This is a genomic window from Symbiopectobacterium sp. RP (assembly GCF_050472005.1).
Lineage (GTDB): Bacteria > Pseudomonadota > Gammaproteobacteria > Enterobacterales > Enterobacteriaceae > Symbiopectobacterium.
Window position 1 is genome coordinate 568,755 of the sequence record NZ_JBGOGS010000002.1, and the last position, 22,321, is coordinate 591,075.

11 protein-coding genes and 3 pseudogenes are annotated in these 22,321 nt (G+C 54.3%); 9 read left to right on the top strand and 5 right to left on the bottom strand.

What is annotated here, in order from left to right; all coding sequences use genetic code 11:
* The first annotated feature begins 29 nt into the window (after nt 1-29).
* The 6 genes from recC (at nt 30) to ACD630_RS21275 (ending at nt 12,798) form a co-directional block, all read left to right on the top strand.
* Nucleotides 30-3,419, top strand: coding sequence for an exodeoxyribonuclease V subunit gamma (recC, locus tag ACD630_RS21250; RefSeq protein WP_430360551.1), 3,390 nt, complete (start codon nt 30-32; stop codon nt 3,417-3,419).
* 104 nt (nt 3,420-3,523) lie between these two features.
* Nucleotides 3,524-6,484, top strand: coding sequence for a pitrilysin (gene ptrA, locus ACD630_RS21255; RefSeq protein ID WP_430360552.1), 2,961 nt, complete (start codon nt 3,524-3,526; stop codon nt 6,482-6,484).
* Entirely contained in the window at nt 6,481-10,086 is a 3,606-nt protein-coding gene (gene recB / locus ACD630_RS21260; protein WP_430360553.1) for an exodeoxyribonuclease V subunit beta, read from the top strand. The genes ptrA and recB overlap by 4 nt, the downstream gene beginning before the upstream one ends.
* Nucleotides 10,083-11,936, top strand: a complete 1,854-nt coding sequence (gene recD / locus ACD630_RS21265; protein ID WP_430360554.1) for an exodeoxyribonuclease V subunit alpha — start codon at nt 10,083-10,085, stop codon at nt 11,934-11,936. The genes recB and recD overlap by 4 nt, the downstream gene beginning before the upstream one ends.
* A 41-nt stretch (nt 11,937-11,977) precedes the next feature.
* Nucleotides 11,978-12,493 carry an IS630 transposase-related protein gene (locus ACD630_RS21270; RefSeq protein WP_430360555.1) on the top strand — a complete coding sequence of 172 codons (516 nt, stop codon included), beginning with the start codon at nt 11,978-11,980 and terminating at the stop codon, nt 12,491-12,493.
* Complete coding sequence (locus ACD630_RS21275; protein WP_430360556.1) at nt 12,433-12,798, top strand: transposase; 366 nt, start codon at nt 12,433-12,435, stop codon at nt 12,796-12,798. The genes ACD630_RS21270 and ACD630_RS21275 overlap by 61 nt, the downstream gene beginning before the upstream one ends.
* Before the next feature lie 15 nt (nt 12,799-12,813).
* On the opposite strand, the pseudogene ACD630_RS21280 reads toward ACD630_RS21275, so the two are convergent.
* The 3 genes and pseudogenes from ACD630_RS21280 to ACD630_RS21290 all read right to left on the bottom strand — a co-directional run.
* Nucleotides 12,814-13,215, bottom strand: a pseudogene (locus ACD630_RS21280) (ketol-acid reductoisomerase); the annotation flags it as partial.
* 12 nt (nt 13,216-13,227) lie between these two features.
* A complete protein-coding gene (locus tag ACD630_RS21285) occupies nt 13,228-13,596 on the bottom strand; it encodes a transposase (protein WP_430360557.1) in 369 nt (122 codons plus the stop codon).
* The gene (locus ACD630_RS21290) at nt 13,536-14,051 is read right to left on the bottom strand and encodes an IS630 transposase-related protein (RefSeq protein ID WP_430358988.1); all 516 of its coding nucleotides are present in this window, start codon (nt 14,049-14,051) and stop codon (nt 13,536-13,538) included. The genes ACD630_RS21285 and ACD630_RS21290 overlap by 61 nt, the downstream gene beginning before the upstream one ends.
* A 36-nt stretch (nt 14,052-14,087) precedes the next feature.
* Here ACD630_RS21290 and ACD630_RS21295 point away from each other — a divergent pair.
* A pseudogene (locus tag ACD630_RS21295) lies at nt 14,088-14,180 on the top strand (hypothetical protein); the annotation flags it as partial.
* A 78-nt stretch (nt 14,181-14,258) separates the two neighbouring features.
* On the opposite strand, the gene putP reads toward ACD630_RS21295, so the two are convergent.
* Nucleotides 14,259-15,743 carry a sodium/proline symporter PutP gene (gene putP, locus ACD630_RS21300; protein WP_430358989.1) on the bottom strand — a complete coding sequence of 495 codons (1,485 nt, stop codon included), beginning with the start codon at nt 15,741-15,743 and terminating at the stop codon, nt 14,259-14,261.
* A 352-nt stretch (nt 15,744-16,095) separates the two neighbouring features.
* Between putP and putA the strand changes: the two genes are divergently transcribed.
* Nucleotides 16,096-20,061 (top strand): trifunctional transcriptional regulator/proline dehydrogenase/L-glutamate gamma-semialdehyde dehydrogenase, encoded by a 3,966-nt coding sequence (gene putA, locus ACD630_RS21305; RefSeq protein ID WP_430360558.1) that lies wholly within the window; start codon nt 16,096-16,098, stop codon nt 20,059-20,061.
* Nucleotides 20,062-20,120: 59 nt separating this feature from the next.
* Here the strand turns inward: putA and ppiC are convergent, their stop codons facing one another.
* Nucleotides 20,121-20,402 carry a peptidylprolyl isomerase PpiC gene (ppiC, locus tag ACD630_RS21310; protein ID WP_252320717.1) on the bottom strand — a complete coding sequence of 94 codons (282 nt, stop codon included), beginning with the start codon at nt 20,400-20,402 and terminating at the stop codon, nt 20,121-20,123.
* 178 nt (nt 20,403-20,580) lie between these two features.
* On the opposite strand from ppiC, the pseudogene rep reads away from it, so the two are divergent.
* Nucleotides 20,581-22,290, top strand: a pseudogene (rep, locus tag ACD630_RS21315) (DNA helicase Rep); the annotation flags it as partial.
* Between the last annotated feature and the right edge of the window lie 31 nt (nt 22,291-22,321).

The window sequence follows — 22,321 nt, forward strand, 5'->3', positions numbered from 1 at the left end:
GATTTGCGGGCACCGAAACGGGAATCATCATGTTCAGGGTTTATCACTCAAATCAGTTAGATATTTTGAAAACGCTGATGGTGACGCTGATAGAGCGCCAACCGTTACAGGATCCTTTTCAGCCTGAAACGATCCTAGTTCAAAGCCCAGGTATGGCGCAATGGTTACAGATCGAACTTGCTACTCACTTTGGTATTGCTGCGAATCTGCATTTTCCTTTGCCCGGCGTTTTTCTGTGGGACATGTGTCGGCGCGTGTTGCCGGATATCCCGGCGGAAAACACCTTCAGCAAGGAAGCGATGACCTGGAAGTTAATGCATATTCTGCCTCAGCAGCAAGATAACCCATCATTCTCGCCGTTGAGCCACTACTTGCAAGACGACGCCGATAAACGCAAGCGGCATCAACTGGCAGGGCGGGTTGCGGATCTGTTCGATCAATACCTGATTTATCGGCCTGAGTGGATCAAACAGTGGCAAGCCGGTGCGCTGGTGGACGGATTGGGGGATGCGCAGGTGTGGCAAGCCGAACTGTGGCGTGCGCTTTTGCAATACAGCGCGCAACTTGAACAAAAAGAGTGGCACCACGCTCGTCTTTATCAGCGCTTTATCGAGTCGTTGGAGCAGGCCACTACTTGTCCACAAGGGTTACCGCCGCGCGTGTTTATCTGCGGTATTTCAGCGCTACCGCCGGTATATTTGCACGCGCTGCGTGCATTGGCAAAGCATATTGATGTGCATCTGCTGTTTACTAACCCATGCCGGGATTACTGGAGTGATATTCAGGATCGCCATTTCTTGGCGAAGCTGAAAAGTCGTCAGCGTCGCTTGCACAGCAACAGCGCGGAGGAGCAATACCGTCCGCTGTTTCGCGATCCCGCCAATATCGATGGGTTATTCAACGATGAGGGGGAACAGCGCATTGTCAATCCGCTGCTGGCAAGCTGGGGAAAACTGGGGCGTGACCATCTCTATCAGCTGGCGCAGATCGACGAGGTCGATGATATTGAAGCCTTTGTCGAGCTTGATGGTACAACGCTATTGCAACAAGTGCAGCGCGATATTCTGGAGCTTGAAGACGGCAGCGTGATTGCCGATAGCGCACAAGCGCAGGCCAGCAGTGAGCGCAAGCGCTTGCTTACGCCGCAGGATGCTTCTCTCACCTTTCACGCCTGCCACAGTCCGCAGCGTGAGGTTGAAGTATTGCACGACCAACTGCTGGCGATGATGGCGGAGGATGAAACACTCACGCCGCGTGATGTTATTGTTATGATGGCGGACATTGATAGTTATACGCCTTTCATTCAGGCGGTGTTTGGTAATGCGCCGACAGCGCGCTATTTGCCTTTTGCTATTTCTGACCAGCGAGCCCGCCACGCTCATCCGGTTCTGCCAGCGTTTCTCAGCTTGCTGGAATTGCCACACAGTCGTTTTACCGCCGAGCAGGTGCTTTCACTGCTTGAAGTCCCGGCGCTTTCTGCCCGTTTTGGTATCGATGAAGAAGGGCTTCGCCGTTTGCGGCTGTGGGTGATGGAATCTGGCGTGCGCTGGGGGCTTGATGATGACAACGTGCGCGATCTTGATTTGCCGGTTACCGGCCAGCACACTTGGCGCTTTGGCCTGACACGCATGCTGTTGGGCTATGCGATGAACAGCTGCGCGGGGGCTTGGCAGGGCGTGTTGCCCTACGATGAATCGAGTGGGTTGATTGCCCAACTGGTGGGGAAACTGGCGGAGTTGTTGGCGCAACTCACTCAATGGCGTCAGCGTTTACGGGTAGCGCGCACGCCAGCAGAATGGTTACCGTTATGTCGGCAATTGTTGGACGATCTCTTCATTGCGGATAGCGACAGCGATGCTGCGCTGTCACTGATTGAGCAGCAATGGCAGGCGATGCTGGGAGCGGCAGTCGCCAATGCGTTTGAGGAAACGATCCCGGTGGCGCTGCTGCATGACGATTTGGCCCAGCGTTTGGATCGGGAAAAACTGAGCCAGCGCTTTCTCGCCGGTGCCATTAACTTCTGTACGCTGATGCCCATGCGTTCGATTCCCTTCAAAGTGGTCTGCCTGCTGGGGATGAACGACGGTGTTTATCCGCGCACGCTGCCTCGGTTGGGGTTTGACCTAATGGCACAGAAGGGACAGCGCGGTGACCGCAGACGTCGTGATGATGACCGCTATTTGTTTCTGGAAGCGCTGATCTCGGCGCAACAGCGGCTCTATATCAGTTACATCGGTCGTGCCATTCAGGACAATACGCAGCGTTATCCCTCCGTGTTGGTGAGCGAACTGATGGAGTATTTGGCGCAAAGCTACCATTTGCCAGGGGATGAGGCGCAAGATCTGGATACCAGCGCTGCACACGTATGTGCGCATCTGTGCCGCGAACATACCCGTATGCCGTTTGACAAGGATAACTTCCTTGAGCACGCGCAGCTGTGCAGCTTCGCCAGTGAATGGCTGGCCGCCGCTGGGCGTGCCGGATTGCCGCAGCCGCTGTTTGATACGCCACTGGAGCCTATCACTTACCCCGATATTACGCTGGATGCGTTGAAACGTTTTTATCGTCACCCCGTCAAAACCTTTTTCCAAGCGCGTTTGGGCGTGAACTTTGTCGTTCTGAACGATGAACTGCTCGATGAGGAGCCATTCGCTTTGGATAACCTCAGTCGCTATCAGTTGAATGCGCAATTACTAAATGCGCTGATTGCGCAAGAGGATGCCGATGAACTGTTACAGCACGCCCGCGCGGCGGGCGTGCTGCCCTATGGCGCTTTCGGTGAGTTGTATTGGCAAAAACAGCGCCAGGAGATGCAAGCGCTGGCTGACAGCGTTAGCGCGGAGCATGATGCGACGGGAATGACCAGCCTGGAAGTGGACATGACGCTAGACGGTGTACGTGTGAGTGGCTGGGTGATGCAGGTACAGCGTGATGGCCTGTTGCGCTGGCGACCGGCGCGCTTAGGGATGAAAGATGGCGTGGCCCTGTGGTTGGATCATCTGGCGTACTGCCTGGCGGGCGGTACGGGAGAGAGCCGCATGTATGGCCGTGAAGAGACGGTCTGGCGCTTTGCGGCGGTTTCTGTGGAGGAGGCACAACGCCAGATGGCGCATATGATTGAAGGATATCAACAAGGCATGAACACTCCACTACTATTATTACTGCATCAGAGCGGCGGGGCCTGGCTACAAGCGTGCTACGATGCATCAAGCGGCACGCTGAACGATGCACCTGATGTGGTTCAGAAGGCGTTGAACAAGCTACAGCAAAGCTGGGCGGGCAACATGATGTCGCCCGGTGAAGGCGATGATTTCTATTTGCAGCGTATCGTGCCGGAACTGGATGAAACCCGCATTGAGGCGATTGTTACAGCGGCAAAAACTTGGCTGTTGCCGATCCTGCGCGCCAATCAGGCATAAGCGAACGGATGTAATGGCAGTGAATCAAGAACGGCGAGATTGACGTGAGAGAAAGGACGGTAATGAAGAGAGAATGGCGTAAACAGTTTGCCTGTTGTATCGGCATGATGATGTTGCTGCTGAGTGGTGTGTCCGCAGCGTGGGCGCAAACCGCAGGGTGGCGTCCTTTGGAACAGGTTATTCGCAAGGGAGAAAACGATCCGCGTAATTATCAGGCGATCACGTTGGATAACGGCATGACGGTATTGCTGGTGTCCGATCCTCAGGCAACTCGTTCGTTAGCATCGCTGGCGCTGCCTATCGGTTCACTCGACGATCCCAACAGCCAATTGGGATTGGCCCACTATCTGGAACACATGGTTCTGATGGGTTCCAAACGCTATCCGCAGGCGGATGCATTAGCTGAATTCCTTAAAAAACAAGGTGGTAGCCACAATGCGAGTACTGCGCCGTACCGTACTGCCTATTACCTGGAGGTCGAAAATGCGGCATTACAGCCCGCGCTCGATCGCCTGGCGGATTCCATTGCTGAGCCGTTGCTCGATCCGATAAATGCCGATCGCGAACGCAATGCTGTCAATGCTGAATTAACCATGGCGCGCTCGCGCGATGGGCACCGCATGGTACAGGTGGGTGCAGAAACCTTAAATCCGGCGCATCCGGCATCACGTTTTTCTGGTGGGAATCTGGAAACGCTTAAGGACAAGCCTGGCAGCAAGTTACATGACGAACTGTTGGCGTTCTATCAGCGTTACTACTCGGCGAACTTGATGAAAGGCGTGATTTACAGCAATCAACCCTTGCCGGAATTGGCGAAAATGGCGGTAGAGACCTTCGGGCGCATCGCCAACCGTCAGGCTAAGGTGCCTGTTATCACTGCGCCGTCAGTGACGGACGATCAGCGCGGTATCATGATTCATTACGTGCCGGCGCAGTCGCGCAAGCAATTGCGTATCGAGTTTCGCGGCGATGTCATGGAACAGACCGATCCTACCAGTCAGGCATTCCGCAGCCAAACCAATACCTATATCAGCTATTTGATTGGCAATCGCAGCCAAAATACGTTGTCGGACTGCTTGCAAAAGCAAGGGTTGATAGAGTCTTTGGGCGCAGGTGCTGACCCTATTCTCGATCGTAACGGTGGCCTGTTCACTATCTCTGTCACTCTGACCGATAAAGGCCTTGAGCAGTATGACGTGGTGGTGGCTGCCATTTTCCATTATCTGCAATTGTTGCAGCAGGAAGGCATCCAGCAGCGCTATTTTGATGAAATTTCCCGCGTGATGGCGCTCAATTTCCGCTATCAGTCCGTTAAGCGCGACATGGGCTATATCGAATGGCTGGTGGATACCATGATGCGCGTGCCAGTGGAACATACGCTGGATGCCGCCTATCTGGCCGATCGCTTTAATCCCGATGCGATTAAGCAACGTTTGGCCAGCATGACGCCGGAGCGTGCGCGTATCTGGCTGATAAGCCCTGATGAGCCTCACAACAAGGAGGCTTATTTTGTTAATGCGCCGTATCAGGTGGACAAAATAGCCCCGGCGCAGTTTACCCGCTGGCAAACGCTGGGCGAAAAAATGGCGCTCTCGTTGCCAACGCCAACTCCGTATATCCCGACGGATTTCTCGCTGATCAAGCGTTGCGAATCGCAGAACTACCCGAAAATGGTGTTACAGCAGCCGGGTCTGCGTGTGCTCTATATGCCGAGTCGCTATTTTGCCGATGAACCGAAAGCAAACGTCACGGTGTTGTTGCGTAACCCGTTGGCACAGGATTCGGCGCGCCATCAGGTGATGTTCCAGCTTAATGACTATCTGGCGGGCTTAGCGCTGGATGAGTTGAGCTATCAAGCTTCGATAGGGGGGATCAGCTTCTCTACCCGTGGGAATAATGATGGGCTCACCATCAACGCCAATGGCTATACGCAGCATTTGCCTAAGCTCATGTTGGCGCTGGTCGAAGGGTACGCAAGCTATACGGCGACGCCTGCACAGTTGGAGCAGGCCAAATCTTGGTATATCCAGCAGCTGGACGCCGCTGAAAATGCCAAAGCGTATGAGCAGGCACTGGAGCCTATTCAGGCGATCTCTTCTCTGCCTTATACCGAGCGAGAAGAGCGGCGCGCTCTGCTTAAAGATATTTCGCTGGACGATGTCATGGCCTTCCGTGATGCGTTGTTGCGTGATGCCGCACCGGAAATACTGGCAGTCGGTAACCTCACCGAAGGTCAGGTGACGAAATTGGCGCAGGATATCAAAGCGCATCTGGCCTGTTCAGGACAAATCTGGTGGCTTTCCCCGAGTGTGGAAGTAGCGCGTACCCAGCTTGCCAGCCTGCAACGTGCGGGGAGCAGCACCGATTCTGCGTTAGCTGCGGTGTATATCCCCACCGGTTACGGTGAGGTGCAGGGCATGGCGTACAGTTCGCTGCTCAATCAGATCATTCAGCCCTGGTTCTATAACCAGCTGAGAACGGAAGAGCAGCTCGGCTATGCGGTGTTCTCCTTCCCGACCATTGTTGACCGCCAGTTCGGTATAGGATTCTTGCTGCAAAGCAACAGCCAACAGCCTGCTTACCTGTATCAGCGTTATCTGGATTTCTTCCAGAAAGCCAAGCCGCGCCTGCGTGCCATCAAATCCGATGAGTTTGAACAGTACAAGCAGGCGTTGATTACCGAACTGAGTCAGCGTCCACAAACGATGAACGAAGAGGTTGGCCGGTTGCGTAACGATCTCGATCGTGAAAACTTTGCCTTCAATACTCGTGAAAAAGTGATTGAGGCGCTTAAACCGCTGACGGTTGACCAACTTGCACGCTTCTTCGAACAGGCTCTGGCACCACAGGGGCTGGCGGTGTTGTCGCAAATCTCGGGCAGCCACCACGGTAAGGCTGATTACGCTGCGCCGAAAGGTTGGACGCTTTATCCCAATGCTTCAACGCTGCAACAGACGTTGCCAGTCAAACAACGGGTGATTGATAAACCGCGTAGCGGTGTGTTGTCTGCCGAAAAAGTCTCGGCGGTTGAGAAAAAAAACGTGGTTGAGAAGGTTGCTCCATGAGTCAGGATACGCCGCATACGCTTGATGTGCTCACGCTCCCCCTGTTTGGGGAGCGATTGATAGAAGCGTCTGCCGGTACGGGTAAAACCTATACGCTGGCGGGGCTCTATCTGCGACTGTTATTGGGGCTGGGCGGCGAGGCGGCGTATCCTAAGCCTCTGTTGGTGGAAGAGATCTTGGTGGTGACCTTTACGGAGGCGGCTACAGAGGAACTGCGCGATCGTATTCGCGCCAACATTCATGCATTGCGTCTGGCTTGCCTGTGTGGCAAAAGTGACGATGCGCTTTTTTCGGCGTTGCTGGCGCTACTGCCTGATAAGCCGTCGGCAGCACAACTGTTGCTCGATGCTGAGCGACAAATGGATGAAGCCGCCATCTACACTATCCATGGCTTTTGTCAGCGTATGCTGGGAAGCCATGCCTTTGAGTCCGGTTCGCTGTTTGATCAAGAGCTGATCGAAGATGAACAGCTTCTTATCCGGCAGGCCTGCGCCGATTTCTGGCGGCGTTACTGTTATCCCTTGCCGTTCGATGTAGTCAGCGTTATTTGTCAACTCTGGAGTGGGCCGGATGCGTTACAGCGCGAACTTACCCCCTATTTACAGGGCGAAGCACCGCAACTGCATAACCCACCCGCACCAGATGAGACGTTGTTACAGCGTCATCAGCAGATTTTGGCGCGCATTGGTGATATCAAGCAGCAGTGGCGGCAGGTGGCAGCACAGGTGGAGAAGTGCATTCTCGAATCGGATGTAGACAAGCGCAGCTACAGTAACCGTTATCTACCGGGCTGGGTAGAAAGCGTTAGCTTTTGGGCCGAAGCGCAAACCACCGACTATGCCTTGCCAAAAGCGCTGGAGCGGTTCGCACAATCTACGTTGAACGAGAAAACCAAAAAGGGTGCCCCCCCTGTGCTTCCGGTATTTTCGGCGATTGAAACGCTGCTTTCCCCGCCGTTGTCGCTACGCGATATTGTTATCGATCGGGCGTTGCATGATATTCGCGCAACGGTGCGTAGCGAAAAATTGCGCTGCGCAGCCTTGGGATTTGACGACCTGCTGAGCCGTCTGGATGAGGCGCTGCGCCAGCCGCTGGGTGAGCAGCTGGCAGCCGCGATACGTCTGCGCCATCCAGTGGCGATGATCGATGAGTTCCAGGATACCGACCCGCAGCAGTATCGTATTTTCCGCGCCATCTATAGTGAACAGCCCGACAGCGGCATGTTGCTGATCGGCGATCCGAAACAAGCTATCTACGCGTTTCGCGGTGCGGATATTTTCACTTATATGCGGGCGCGCGCCGATATTAAGGCACACTACACGTTGGAAACCAACTGGCGTTCTTCCCATGAGATGGTCAGCGGTGTGAACCGCCTGTTTCAATGCGTCGATAATCCATTTATTTTTTCGGCGATCCCTTTTCTGCCAGTTAAGCCTGCACCGAATAAACAGGGGCTGCGTTTTGAACTGGACGGCGTGTCGCAGCCCGCACTGCAATTTTCTCTGTCGGGTTCTGTGGTATTGGGGACGGGAGAGTATCAGCAGCTGATGGCACAGCAGTGCGCCATGCAAATTCGCGACTGCTTGCAAGCAGGTCAACGCCGTACTGCCTGGCTGGATAATGGTCGCGAGCGTTCTCCTGTGCAGGCATCGGATATTTGTGTTTTGGTACGCAGCCGCCATGAAGCAGCATTGGTGCGTGATGCGCTGCGCCGTCTTGCCATTCCTTCTGTCTATCTCTCCAACCGTGACAGTGTATTTACCACCCCAGAGGCACGTGAGGTGCTGTGGTTGTTACAAGCCGTGCTGGCCCCAGAACAGGAACGCACGTTGCGCAGCGCACTGGCGACTGCATTACTGGGATTCAGCGCACAGCAGATTGATGCGCTAAACCAGAGTGAGGCAGATTGGGATGCGCAGGTCGATACCTTTGCCGCGTTTCGTGATCTTTGGTTACGACGGGGCGTGCTCCCGATGCTGCGCTCGCTCATGTCGCATTATCGTTTGGCGGAAAATATACTGGCTAGCCGTGAGGGTGAACGCCGGTTAACCGATTTCTTGCACTTGGGCGAGCTGCTGCAACACGCCGGGGCCACGCTCGAAAGCGAGCATGCGCTGGTGCGCTGGTTGTCGCAGCAGATTTTGCAGCCCAATCCACAGGCTGACAACCAGCAACTGCGGTTAGAGAGCGATCGCCATCTGGTGCAAATTGTCACCATCCATAAATCCAAAGGGCTGGAATATCCGCTGGTTTGGTTGCCGTTTATTTGTCACTTTCGCCCTCAGCCTGATGGCATTTATCATGACAGGCGTACCTATCAGGCACTGCTCGACGTCAATAGTGGGGAAGAAAGCCAGCAGTTGGCTGAGGAAGAGCGACTGGCGGAAGATTTACGGCTGTTGTACGTGGCGCTGACGCGCTCGATTTACCACTGTAGCGTGGGGGTGGCACCGCTACAGCGCACCCGACGCAAAAGTGAAACGACTGACATGCACCTCAATGCGCTCGGCTATTTGCTGCAACGCGGCAAGGAGGCGGATGCGGATACCTTGGTTGCTGCACTGCATGCCTTGGAGGGCGATGGCGTGGCGATAAGCGCTGTGCGTGAATGGGATGGCATTCCTTGGCAAGATAACGTGGACAAGCCAGCAATACTGCGCGCCAGTGAATGTAAGCGCCTGCCTACTAATAATTGGCGAGTGACCAGCTATTCGGTTTTACAACAGCATGGCGCTCAACAACATCCTCTACAACTGAGTGGGACAATGGCGCAAGAGCTGTTTCCCCGACTGGACGTTGATGCTGCGTTGGACCCGCGCAACCTTGTCCCTGAAGAGAGTGAGCAAGCGCTTACCCCGCATACCTTCCCCAAAGGTGCAGGGCCGGGAACCTTTTTGCATAGTCTGTTTGAGACATTGGATTTTACCCAACCCGTCAGCGTTGAATGGCTGGAAGAGCAGTTGATAGCGCATGGCATGGCAAGTGGGTGGGCACCTACTTTGCAGGTGTGGTTTTCGGCTCTACTGCATGCGCCGCTGAATGCGGATATGACCGCTTCTGACGCCCTATTGACGCTGGCAAGCGTACCCACACAGCAGCGAATTGCCGAGCTGGCTTTTTATCTACCAATAGATGTCCCGCTACAGGCGACCGCGCTGGATGCTCTGGCAAAACGTTACGATCCGCTGTCAGCGAATTGCCCGCCACTCTCCTTTCAGCAGGTGCAGGGGATGTTAAAAGGCTTTATCGATCTGGTTTTTTGCTGGCAGGGACGCTATTACCTGCTGGATTATAAGTCGAACTGGCTGGGAGAAAGCGCCAGTGCTTACACGCAGCCAGCCATGCAAGCGGCAATGATGGCACATCGCTATGATTTGCAGTATCAGCTTTATACGCTGGCTCTGCATCGCTATCTGCGCCATCGGGTGCCGGATTATGATTACGACCGCCACATTGGTGGCGCTATCTACCTGTTTTTGCGCGGTGTCGATTCGGCTTTCTCCTCGAATGGTATTTTCACCCAGCGTCTGCCGCGAGCCTTTGTAGAGCACCTCGATCGTTTGTTCAGCGGTGAAGTGGCACTGTCAGGAGAACGTCTATGATGGAGTTGCTGGCGACGGCAATGGAGCGCCAACTGCTGCGTCCGCTGGATGTACAGTTCGCGCGTATGCTGACCGATGGACAGCCCGCACCGGTGCAACTGGCTACGGCGTTGGTAAGCGCGGCGGCGGGTGCGGGCAACGTCTGTTTACCGTTGACGGAATTGCATCCTGATTTCCTGTTTGATGGCCGCGATCCTGCACTGGCGCACGCGCTGTGGGATCTCGCAGGGCTACCGGACAGCGCGGCGTGGCAGCAAGGCCTGCTGGCTTCACCCGCCGTGGGCGATGGCCGTGAGACAACGCCGCTGGTGTTGCAGCACCAACGGCTTTATTTGCAACGCAATTGGCTGAGTGAAGTGCAGGTAGCGGCCTTTTTTGCCGGAAATCATGTCGTCGATATTCACACTGATCCCCTTGCCGTTCGTCGCGTGTTAGACCGCTTGTTTTCACCGCTTGATGCCGAGGTAGATTGGCAAAAAGTGGCTGCCGCCGTAGCGCTGACGCGTCGTGTCTCGGTGATTTCCGGCGGGCCGGGCACGGGAAAAACCACGACGGTAGCCAAACTGCTAGCCGCCATGCTGTTGCTGCATGAAGGGGACAAACCGTTGCGCATTCAACTGGCAGCCCCGACGGGAAAAGCAGCCGAGCGTTTGACGAAATCGCTGCGCAGTGCGTTAAGCAAACTGCCGCTGGAAGAGGCGCAGCAGCGTCATTTGCCGCGGGAAGCGACCACGCTGCACCGCCTGTTGGGCGCCGTGCCTGACAGTCAACGCTTGCGTTATCACCAGGGCAATCCGCTCCATCTCGATGTGCTGGTGGTGGATGAAGCCTCGATGGTGGATCTGCCGATGATGGCCAATCTGGTATTGGCACTGCCAGCTACGGCACAGGTGATTTTCCTGGGCGATCGCGATCAACTGGCCTCCGTTGAGGCCGGGGCGGTATTGGGCGATATTTGTCGCTTTGCCGCTCGAGGCTATAGCGCTCAGCGGGTTGAGGAACTCGAACTACTGACGGGCTACCGGTTGGTAGCGTCATCCGACGTGAGTACTGCGGTGGCAGACAGTTTGTGCCTGCTGCAAAAGAGCTACCGATTCGATCAGCACTCTGGCATTGGCATCGTGGCGCGAGCAGTAAACAGTGGTGAGGAACGTCAGGTTCGACAGGTGTTGCAGGATGAACATGACGATCTGCACTGCCTGCCGTTGGCGCTGGAAGAGGATTACCAGCAGATGTTGGCGCAGTGTGTGGCGGGGTATAGCGACTATTTGCAGGCGGTAGCACAGGGGCAGGATGCTTCACATGTGCTGGCGGCATTTAACCGTTTTCGTTTATTGTGCGCGCTGCGTGACGGCCCGTTTGGCGTCGCCGGTTTGAATGTACGTATTGAACAGGCGCTGCAACAAGCCGGGTTGATTCATCGCAGCCGTAATCCGACGAATCCTTGGTACTCCGGCCGACCGGTAATGATTGCACGTAATGATGCGTTGCTTGGCGTGTTTAACGGCGACATCGGGATCGCCATGTCAAATGAGACGGGCGAACTGCGCGTTTACTTCCAACTGCCCGATGGGCAGATGAAACCGGTCAGCCCGAGTCGCTTGCCGCCGCATGAAACCGCCTACGCCATGACGGTGCATAAATCTCAAGGATCGGAGTTCGATCATACTGCACTGGTGTTGCCGAACGCCTTTCTGGCAGTGTTGACGCGCGAGTTGGTGTACACCGCGGTTACGCGTGCGCGTACGCAACTGTCACTCTACGCGGAGATCAGCATCTTGTGTCGCGCGGTGAGAACGCCAACGCGTCGCTTCAGCGGGCTGGAAACACGTATCCTCGCCGGTGGCTGATCGTTATAGCTAAACGACTTAATTTTGATTACATTATTTAAATGAGCTATTCAATTGATTTTAGACGTAAAGTGATATCTACACGGGAAGAAGAAGGGTTGAGTATCCGAGAAACAGCGAAGCAATTTCGGATTGGCCCTGCCTCTGTATCGCGTTGGATTAATCAAATAGCGTCAAAAGCATCGACCACGCGTCAGCGAAAGAGCGATAAATCCGAGTTGATAAAAGATGTTGAACCATATCCAGATGCTTACCAAAAAGAACGTGCAGAGCGTTTTGGCGTTTGTCAGAAGGCCATTTGGCAAGCTCTTAAAAAGCTGGGATTGACCTATAAAAAAACGCTACGTCATCCGAAAGCCGACGAAAGCGCCCGGCAAGCATTTCAACAAAAAATACAACAGTATGAAAAAGAAGGCAAACCTATTGTTTTTATTGATGAAAGTGGTTTTCCACACGATACCCCACGGACTCACGGCTATTCCCCAAAAGGTCAACGGTGTTTTGGCCTGAAGAACGGGGAGCCAAGGGAAGAACAAATGTTATCGGCGCTTTATTAGGCACAACGCTGTTTGCTATCGGATTATTTGATATCAATATTAACAGCGATGTTTTCTATTCCTGGGTCACACAAGTCCTTATCCCAGTACTCCCTAAAAACAGGGTAATCGTGATGGACAATGCAACTTTTCACAAAAAACATAATATTCAACAAGTCATCATCGATGCAGGGTATATGGTGGAGTATTTGCCTACATATTCGCCAGATTTTAACCCCATTGAGCATAAATGGGCACAAGCAAAAAGCAAAAAAAGAGAGAGTGGTTGCGATACAGAGATTTTGTTCTCAGTCCATATGGTGTAATCAAAATTAAGTCGCTTGGCTATATTCTTCACGTACTTCGGTGCCCGGACATTTCGGCGCCACCATCACCACCGTGATGTCTTTACGGATCTGCTCACCCACTTCAACGATGTTGAAGCCGTGAGAGTAACCCAGAGATGCGCCCTGCTTCATCAGCGGTTGAACAGCCTGAACCACAGCGGAGTGCTGCTTGCTTGGCGTCAGGTTCACCACAAGATCCGCCTGCGGGATCAGCGCTTCATAGGTGCCGACGTTAAAACCGTTTTCAGTCGCTTTACGCCATGACGCACGTTTTTCCGCGATAGCTTCTGCACGCAGCGCATAGGCGATATCCAGCCCGGAATTACGCATATTCAAACCCTGGTTCAGCCCTTGCGCGCCGCAACCGACGATCACCACTTTTTTGCCTTTCAGGTATAGATAAGCGACTTAATTTTGATTACACCATATGGACTGAGAACAAAATCTCTGTATCGCAACCACTCTCTCTTTTTTTGCTTGTGCCCATTTATGCTCAATGGGGTTAAAATCTGGCGAATATGTAGGCAAATACTCTACCATATACCCTGCATCGATGATGACTTGTTGAATATTATGTTTTTTGTGAAAAGTTGCATTGTCCATCACGATTATCCTGTTTTTAGGGAGTACTGGGATAAGGACTTGTGTGACCCAGGAATAGAAAACATCGCTGTTAATATTGATATCAAATAATCCGATAGTAAACAGCGTTGTGCCTAATAACGCGCCGATAACATTTGTTCTTCCCTTGGCTCCCCGTTCTTCAGCCCAAAACACCGTTGACCTTTTGGGGAATAGCCGTGAGTCCGTGGGGTATCGTGTGGAAAACCACTTTCATCAATAAAAACAATAGGTTTGCCTTCTTTTTCATACTGTTGTATTTTTTGTTGAAATGCTTGCCGGGCGCTTTCGTCGGCTTTCGGATGACGTAGCGTTTTTTTATAGGTCAATCCCAGCTTTTTAAGAGCTTGCCAAATGGCCTTCTGACAAACGCCAAAACGCTCTGCACGTTCTTTTTGGTAAGCATCTGGATATGGTTCAACATCTTTTATCAACTCGGATTTATCGCTCTTTCGCTGACGTGTGGTCGATGCTTTTGACGCTATTTGATTAATCCAACACGATACAGAGGCAGGGCCAATCCGAAATTGCTTCGCTGTTTCTCGGATACTCAACCCTGCTTCTTTCCGTGTAGATATCACTTTACCTCTAAAATCAATTGAATAGCTCATTTAAATAATGTAATCAAAATTAAGTCGTTTAGATATAATGACGCAATCCGTAACCACCCGATCGAAGCAGTGGGTCAGAAACTGCGTGGCTACATGAAAGACATGAAACGTATTGCGGTTGCAGGCTAAGAATAAACGCATTACTTCGGCAATGAAAAAAGGCGCAACCGTGGTTGCGCCTTTTTTATGCGTGAAACACATTGTTCCTTAACGGCTTTGGAACTGGGCTTCTGCTTTTTGGAAGCGATCGGTGACGGCTTTGGAGGGCGCACGATCCATCAAGCTAACGATAAAGATCGCCAAGCTGGCAAAGAGAAAGCCGGGGATGATTTCATACAGATTAAACCAGGCATTCTGTTTCCAGATAATCACTGTGGCAGCCCCGATCAGCATACCGACCAGCGCACCGTTACGCGTCATGCGCGGCCACAGCAGGGAAATCAGGATCACCGGGCCAAACGCGGCACCAAAACCGGCCCAAGCGTAGCTAACCAGCCCCAATACGCGGTTTTCCGGGTTGGCGGCCAACACGATTGAAATGATGGCAATCAGTAACACCATAATGCGACCGACCCAGACCAGCTCGCGCTGCGTAGCGCCGGGACGGAAGAAGGGGCGGTACAAGTCTTCGGTAATGGCGCTGGAACAGACTAGCAGCTGACAGCTCAGGGTGCTCATTACCGCCGCCAGAATAGCGGAAAGTAACACACCGGCGATCCACGGGTTAAACAGCAACATGGAAAGCTCAATAAATACCCGCTCGGCATTGTTGGTGACGTTGCCCGCTTGTTCCGGATGATTGCTAAAGTAGGCGATACCGAAGAAGCCCACGCTCACTGCACCCGCGAGACACAGGATCATCCAGGTCATGCTGATGCGGCGTGCGCTGCGAATGGTGTGGTGAGAATCTGCTGCCATAAAGCGCGCCAGAATGTGCGGCTGTCCAAAATAGCCCAGACCCCAGCCCATCAGAGAGATGATGGCGACGACATCCAATCCCCTGAACATATCCAGATTAGCCGGGTTTTTCGCTGCGATAACCAACAGAGACGTATCGATGCCATCCAGCGCCAGAATCACCATCACCGGTGTCAGGATCAGGGCGAAAATCATCAGCGTGGCCTGTATCGTATCCGTCCAACTTACCGCCAGATAACCACCGATAAAGGTATAGGCGATGCTAGCGGCCGCACCGGCCCACAATGAGGTGGCGTAGCTCATGCCAAAGGTGCTTTCGAACAAGCGGGCACCGGCAACGATGCCAGAAGCGCAGAAAATGGTAAAAAACACCAGAATAATCAAGGCCGCAATGACTCTCAGGATTTTTCTGGTGTCTTCGAAACGGTGGGTGAAATAGTCTGGCAAGGTCAACGCGTTGTGGTTCACCTCGGTGTGAACGCGCAGGCGGCCTGCAACCCAGCGCCAGTTAAGGTAAGCACCGATAGTCAGCCCGATAGCAATCCAGCTTTCAGAAATGCCGGAGATAAATATCGCGCCCGGCAACCCCATCAGCAGCCAGCCACTCATGTCAGAAGCCCCTGCGGAAAGTGCTGTGACCACGCTGCCCATCCGTCGTCCGCCCAAGATATAGTCGCCAAGGGTGGTGGTTGAGCGATAGGCGACTAGGCCGATCAAGACCATTCCGAAGATATACACCAGAAAGGTCACCAACATGGGTGTACTCATTGTCATTAGAATCTCCAAGTTAAAGCGCCCTGTCTATACCCATCATGCTAGGGCATAAAGGCAAATCATTTGGTATAACCTGACGGGAACGACGTCAGGTAAAGCGCAGTCTGCACGATAGCGCATCCCTCGTGCAGCCTGTTTTTTCTTATAATGCAAAGCGTTAACGATTCGTTATATTTCCTCGTCACGCCAATATTATACACTTGTTAACTGCATTGCATCTTATGGCAACTCGCGAAAACCAAGTTGCATGATCCGATAACGACGGCCAAGCTTCGAAGGCATACCTTCAACAAATCAACGTTATCCGATCCCTCACTATCGATGATTATCTTGGCTTCACTGGAGTGAAACGATGGGATTCTCCACTATAGCGGTAAAGCTTGACGATGCGACCCGCAATCGTATCGAACGTACAGCGCAGCGCCTTGATCGCACATCGCATTGGTTGATTGAGCACGCCATTTTTTGCTATCTCGACGCCGTCGAGCGCGATAGTAAGGCTCCTGACATCACACCAGAGCAAGGTAAAACATTTCAACGTGCGCCGGAGATTATGCCGAAATCTCGTCAGGAAGGAAGCTATCAGCCGTTTTTAGCTTTCACGCAAACGCTGCTACCCCGTTCACCGCAGCGTGATGCTATCACGGCGGCGTACCGCCGTTCCGAGGGTGAAATGGTGCCGTTACTGCTCGAGCGGGTAGAACCGATGGCATCAATGGCACCGGCGGTGCAGGCGCTGGCCTATCGACTGGCGCAGACGCTGCGGCGTGAACAGCAGACCCATGGGCGAGCGGGACGGGTGCAAAGTTTATTACAGGCCTTTTCCCTGTCATCGTCAGAGGGGATTGCTTTGATGTGCCTGGCAGAAGCGTTGCTGCGCATTCCCGATGCCTCAACGCGCAATGCGCTGATTCGTGACAAGATCAGCAGCGGTGACTGGCATTCCCATTTGGGGAAAGGGCAATCGCTGTTCGTCAATGCGGCAACCTGGGGACTACTGCTGACCGGGAAGCTGGTTGCGACGCACAGTGAAACGCGTCTGGCACACACCCTGAAGCAGCTGATTAACAAGGTGGGCGAGCCGGTCATTCGATTGGGGATGGATCGCGTGATGCGCCTGATGGGGGAGCAGTTTGTTACTGGCGAAACCATCGATGAGGCGCTGTCTAACGCGGAACATCTGGAACAGCAGGGATTTCGCTATTCCTATGACATGCTGGGCGAAGCGGCCCTCACCGAGCAGGATGCGGAGGCTTACCTCAACGCTTATCAGCAGGCGATTCATGCGATTGGCAGGGCATCTCAGGGGCGTGGGGTGTATGAAGGGCCGGGTATCTCCATCAAGCTGTCGGCGCTGCATCCTCGTTATAGTCGTGCGCAGTACGATCGCGTCATGGAGATGCTCTATCCCCGTTTGTTGGCGTTGACGTTGCAGGCGATGCAGTACGATATCGGCATTAATATTGATGCGGAAGAAGCCGAACGGCTAGAGATCTCCCTCGATCTGTTGGAGCGGTTGTGTCATGAGCCTGCGTTGGAGGGATGGAAAGGGATCGGTTTTGTGGTGCAGGCCTACCAGAAACGCTGCCCGTTTGTGATTGATTTCCTTATCGATCTGGCACAGCGTACCCAGCGACGCCTGATGGTGCGATTGGTGAAAGGTGCCTATTGGGACAGCGAAATCAAACGCACGCAAGTAGAGGGTCTGGAGGACTACCCCGTCTATACCCGTAAAGTCTATACCGATGTCGCCTATCTGGCCTGCGCTCGCCAGCTGCTGGCGGAACCGGATGCCATTTACCCGCAGTTCGCTACCCACAATGCTCATACCCTGAGCGCGGTGTATACGCTGGCCGGTGACAGTTATTACCCTGGGCAATATGAATTTCAATGCCTGCATGGTATGGGGGAGGCGCTTTATTCGCAGGTCGTCGGTCCCGAAGAACAGGGCAAGCTGGCGCGCCCCTGTCGGATCTATGCCCCCGTCGGCACCCATGAAACCCTGCTTGCCTATTTGGTGCGGCGTCTATTGGAAAATGGTGCCAACACCTCGTTTGTTAACCGTATTGCGGATGCGGAGGTCCCACTGGAGCAGCTGATTGCCAGCCCGATAGCTGAAGTGCAGGCGCTGGTATACAAAGAGGGGGCTCCCGGCTGCCGGCATCCGCGAATTCCTCTACCTGCTCAGATCTACGGTGCAGAGCGTTGCAATGCGCAAGGCGTAGATCTGACCGATGAGCGCCGTCTGGAAATGCTCGCAGCGGCCTTAAGCGCTGATGCCGTGCAGGTACGGCATGCGGCACCGATTATGGTCAATGCATCATCACCGCTGGCGGCTCGGCCAGTGATCAATCCTGCCCAACAGCACGATATAGTGGGATATGTGCGTGATGCCAGCGAGGAGGATGTGCGCATTGCGTTGGGCTGTGCGGTGCAGGCAGCAGAGCGGTTCTCGACGGTGTCGCTCCCGCAGCGGGTTGCCAGCCTGCAACGCGCTGCCAGCTTGCTGGAAGCCGCGTATCCGCAGTTCATCGGGTTATTGGTGCGCGAGGCGGGGAAAACCGTGCCAAATGCCATTGCTGAAATACGCGAAGCGGTGGACTTCTTGCGCTATTATGCACAGCAGTCTGCGGCGGTGTCATCGGAACAAGTTTGCCCGCTGGGTGTGGTAGTTTGCATCAGTCCGTGGAACTTCCCGTTGGCCATTTTTACTGGGCAGATTGCTGCCGCACTGGCTGCGGGGAATGCGGTACTGGCAAAACCGGCGGAGCAAACACCACTGGTTGCCGCGTTGGCGGTGCAACTGCTGCATCAGGCTGGCATTGCGCCTGATGTGTTGCAGCTGCTGCCCGGCGCTGGGGAACGCGTCGGTGCGGCGCTGGTGCGCGATGCGCGCGTCAATGGCGTGCTGTTTACCGGATCGACCGCGGTTGCCAAGAGCTTGCAGCGCACGTTGGCAGAACGGTTGGATGCGCATGGGCAACCTGCGGTGCTGATCGCTGAAACCGGTGGGATGAATGCCATGATTGTCGATTCGTCCGCGCTGACGGAGCAGGTGGTCAGCGATGTCATTGCCTCCGCCTTTGACAGCGCAGGGCAGCGTTGTTCAGCACTGCGTCTGCTCTGTCTTCAGGAGGACATTGCAGAAGCGACACTGAACATGCTGCGTGGCGCCATGGCGCAGTTCCGCGTGGGCAATCCCGACAGTTTGGCAACGGACTGCGGCCCGGTGATCGACGATGAAGCCCGCGAACGGATCGAGCAGCATATTCACCTGATGCAAGCGGAAGGGCATTCGGTGTTTCAGGCGGCTTTCGGCGCACAGGTGTGCCGGGCCTCATGGCGACAGGGCACCTTTGTCTTGCCGACGCTGATTGAACTGGACCAGGTAGCCAGCTTGCAACAAGAGATCTTTGGTCCGGTGCTGCACGTGGTGCGCTATGCGCGCGAGGGGCTGGATACGTTGATTGAGGAGATCAACGCCTTGGGGTATGGGCTCACGTTGGGCGTCCATTCACGGATTGATGAAACCATTTCGCGTATCACGCAGCGGGCGCATGTGGGTAACCAATACGTCAATCGCAATATGGTGGGGGCTGTGGTCGGCGTTCAGCCATTCGGAGGCGAAGGGTTGTCTGGTTCAGGGCCGAAAGCGGGCGGGCCGCTCTATTTGCCACGCTTGCAGAGAACACCGCTTGGCCAACCCAGCACAGCGAGCAACGCATTGGGCATCAATGCCACATTGGCGACGACGCCGGAACGCGCTGGGTTTGCGCTACTGGTTGACTGGGCGCAACAACAGGGACGGCTGGCGGTGTTCGAGGCGGCGAAGAGCTACCGTGCCTGGGGCGCTGTCAGCGGTGTGATACGCCCGCTGCCGGGACCCACTGGCGAACGCAATACCTATATGCTGACACCGCGCGATAACGTGTTGTGCCTGGCGCAGGAAAGTGACGATATGCTGCGCCAGCTGGCGGCGCTGCTGGCCGTGGGCAGTAACGCATTATGGCCTGACAGTGCAGCGTTACGTGAACTTTCCGGCAGCTTGCCGCTGGAAGTGCAGCGCCGCATCCGTTTTACGCCGGAATGGCAACAGGAAAGTGGACATATTGGCGCGGTTATCTGTCACGGCGAGAGCGACATGTTGCGTGAGGTTAATCAGCAGATTACGCAATGGACGGGGGCGATTATTCCTCTGCTCTGCTGTGAACCCGGCAGTGACACGATCCCACTGGAGCGGTTATGGCATGAACGTGTGCTCAGCGTGAATACGGCGGCAGCGGGGGGAAATACCAGCCTGCTGATGATGACGGAGTAATCACTCCGTACGCGCCGCGCACACTGCGCGGCGCAACAGCACGCCGGTTGCCAGAACGCTTAGTTGCGGTACAGCACCTTGATGATGTGATAGCCGAACTGGGTTTTTACCGGTCCAAAGGGTTTCAGCAACTCGCAGGAAAATACCGCCTTGTCAAAAGCGGGCACCATATCGCCCTGACGGAACTCACCCAGATTGCCCCCATCCCGTTTGGACGGGCAGGTAGAATGCTTTTTAGCTAACTGCTGAAAGTCTGCCCCTTGCGCCAATTGGTCCAGTAGATCATTCGCCTGTTGTTCTGTATCGACCAGAATATGCAGTGCAGATGCCGTTTTCGCCATGGGAATACCTTTCATGTGATTAAGAAGCGTGAATTGAACAGGCCTCACGCCGACGCCGATGGCTGGCAATGTAGCACGATGCAGGCCTGATGTGGATCGGTAAAGGCGAATCCGGCCCTCAAGATCTGCGTGGCTTTCTGCTACAATCGGCTTCCGTTTTTATTACGAGTTGAACGTCATGCGCCTGAATCCCAGTCAACAACATGCTGTCGAATTTGTCACCGGCCCTTGTCTGGTGCTGGCTGGCGCGGGATCAGGCAAAACGCGCGTTATCACCAACAAGATTGCTCATCTGATCCGTCAGTGCGGCTATCAGGCGCGTCATATCGCCGCGGTGACCTTTAGCAACAAGGCTGCGCGTGAAATGAAAGCGCGCGTGGCGCAGACCTTAGGGCGCAAGGAGACGCGTGGGTTGCTGATCGCCACCTTTCACACCCTGGGGTTGGAGGTCATTAAACGGGAATATGCCGCGTTGGGCATGAAGGCAAACTTCTCGCTGTTTGACGATCAGGATCAGGTCGCACTGCTCAATGAACTGACGGAAACCTGGTTGGAAGGGGATAAAACCCAGCTACAGCAGTTGACCTCCACCATTTCCAACTGGAAAAACGATCTGATGGACCCGACGCAGGTGGCGGCATCGGCACAGTCGGAGCGTGATAAGCTGTTTGCGCACTGTTATGGTCTGTATCACGACCATTTGCGCGCCTGTAATGTAGTGGATTTTGACGATCTGATCCTGTTGCCAACGCTGCTGTTCAAGCGCAATGAAGCGGTGCGTGAGCGCTGGCAAAACCGCTTGCGCTACCTGCTGGTGGATGAGTATCAGGACACCAACACCAGCCAGTATGAGCTGATCAAACTGCTGGTTGGTGCACGTGCACGCTTTACCGTGGTCGGCGATGACGACCAATCCATCTACTCTTGGCGCGGTGCCCGTCCGCAAAACCTGGTACTGCTTTCACAGGATTTCCCTCAGCTTGAAGTGATCAAGCTGGAGCAAAATTACCGTTCTTCGGGCCGTATTCTCAAAGCGGCCAATATCCTGATCGCCAATAACCCACACGTATTTGAAAAAAAACTCTTTTCGGAATTGGGCTACGGCAGTGAACTGAAGGTGATCACCGCCAACAACGAAGACCACGAGGCGGGACGGGTGGTGGGCGAACTGATTGCCCATCACTTTATCAACAAGACGCAGTACAGTGACTATGCCATCCTCTATCGTGGCAACCATCAGTCGCGACTGTTCGAAAAGATGCTGATGCAAAACCGCATTCCCTATCGCATCTCTGGCGGTACCTCCTTCTTTTCTCGTCCGGAAATCAAAGATCTGTTGGCCTATCTGCGCGTTTTGACCAACGCGGATGACGACAGCGCCTTTCTGCGCATCGTCAACACTCCTAAGCGAGAAATCGGCCCCGCGACGCTACAGAAACTGGGTGAGTGGGCCAATGTGCGCAACAAAAGCCTGTTTACCGCCAGTTTTGATTTAGGGCTGGAAGCACACCTGTCTGGCCGTGGGTTGTCCTCACTGCAACGTTTTACCCACTGGATGCGGGAAATTGCCCAGCAGGCTGAGCGAGAACCGGTGGCGGCGGTGCGCGACCTCATCCACGGGCTGGATTATGAAAGCTGGCTGTATGAAACCTCAACCAGCCCGAAAGCGGCGGAAATGCGAATGAAAAACGTCAATCAGCTGTTTAGCTGGATGACGGAAATGCTGGCAGGCTCGGAGCTCGATGAACCGATGACGCTGACACAGGTGGTAACGAGGTTCACCCTGCGCGATATGATGGAGCGCGGCGAAAGCGAAGAAGAGGTGGATCAGGTGCAGCTGATGACCCTGCACGCCTCAAAAGGGTTGGAATTTCCCTATGTGTATCTGGCATAGGTATCTACACATCTTTTGCAATATC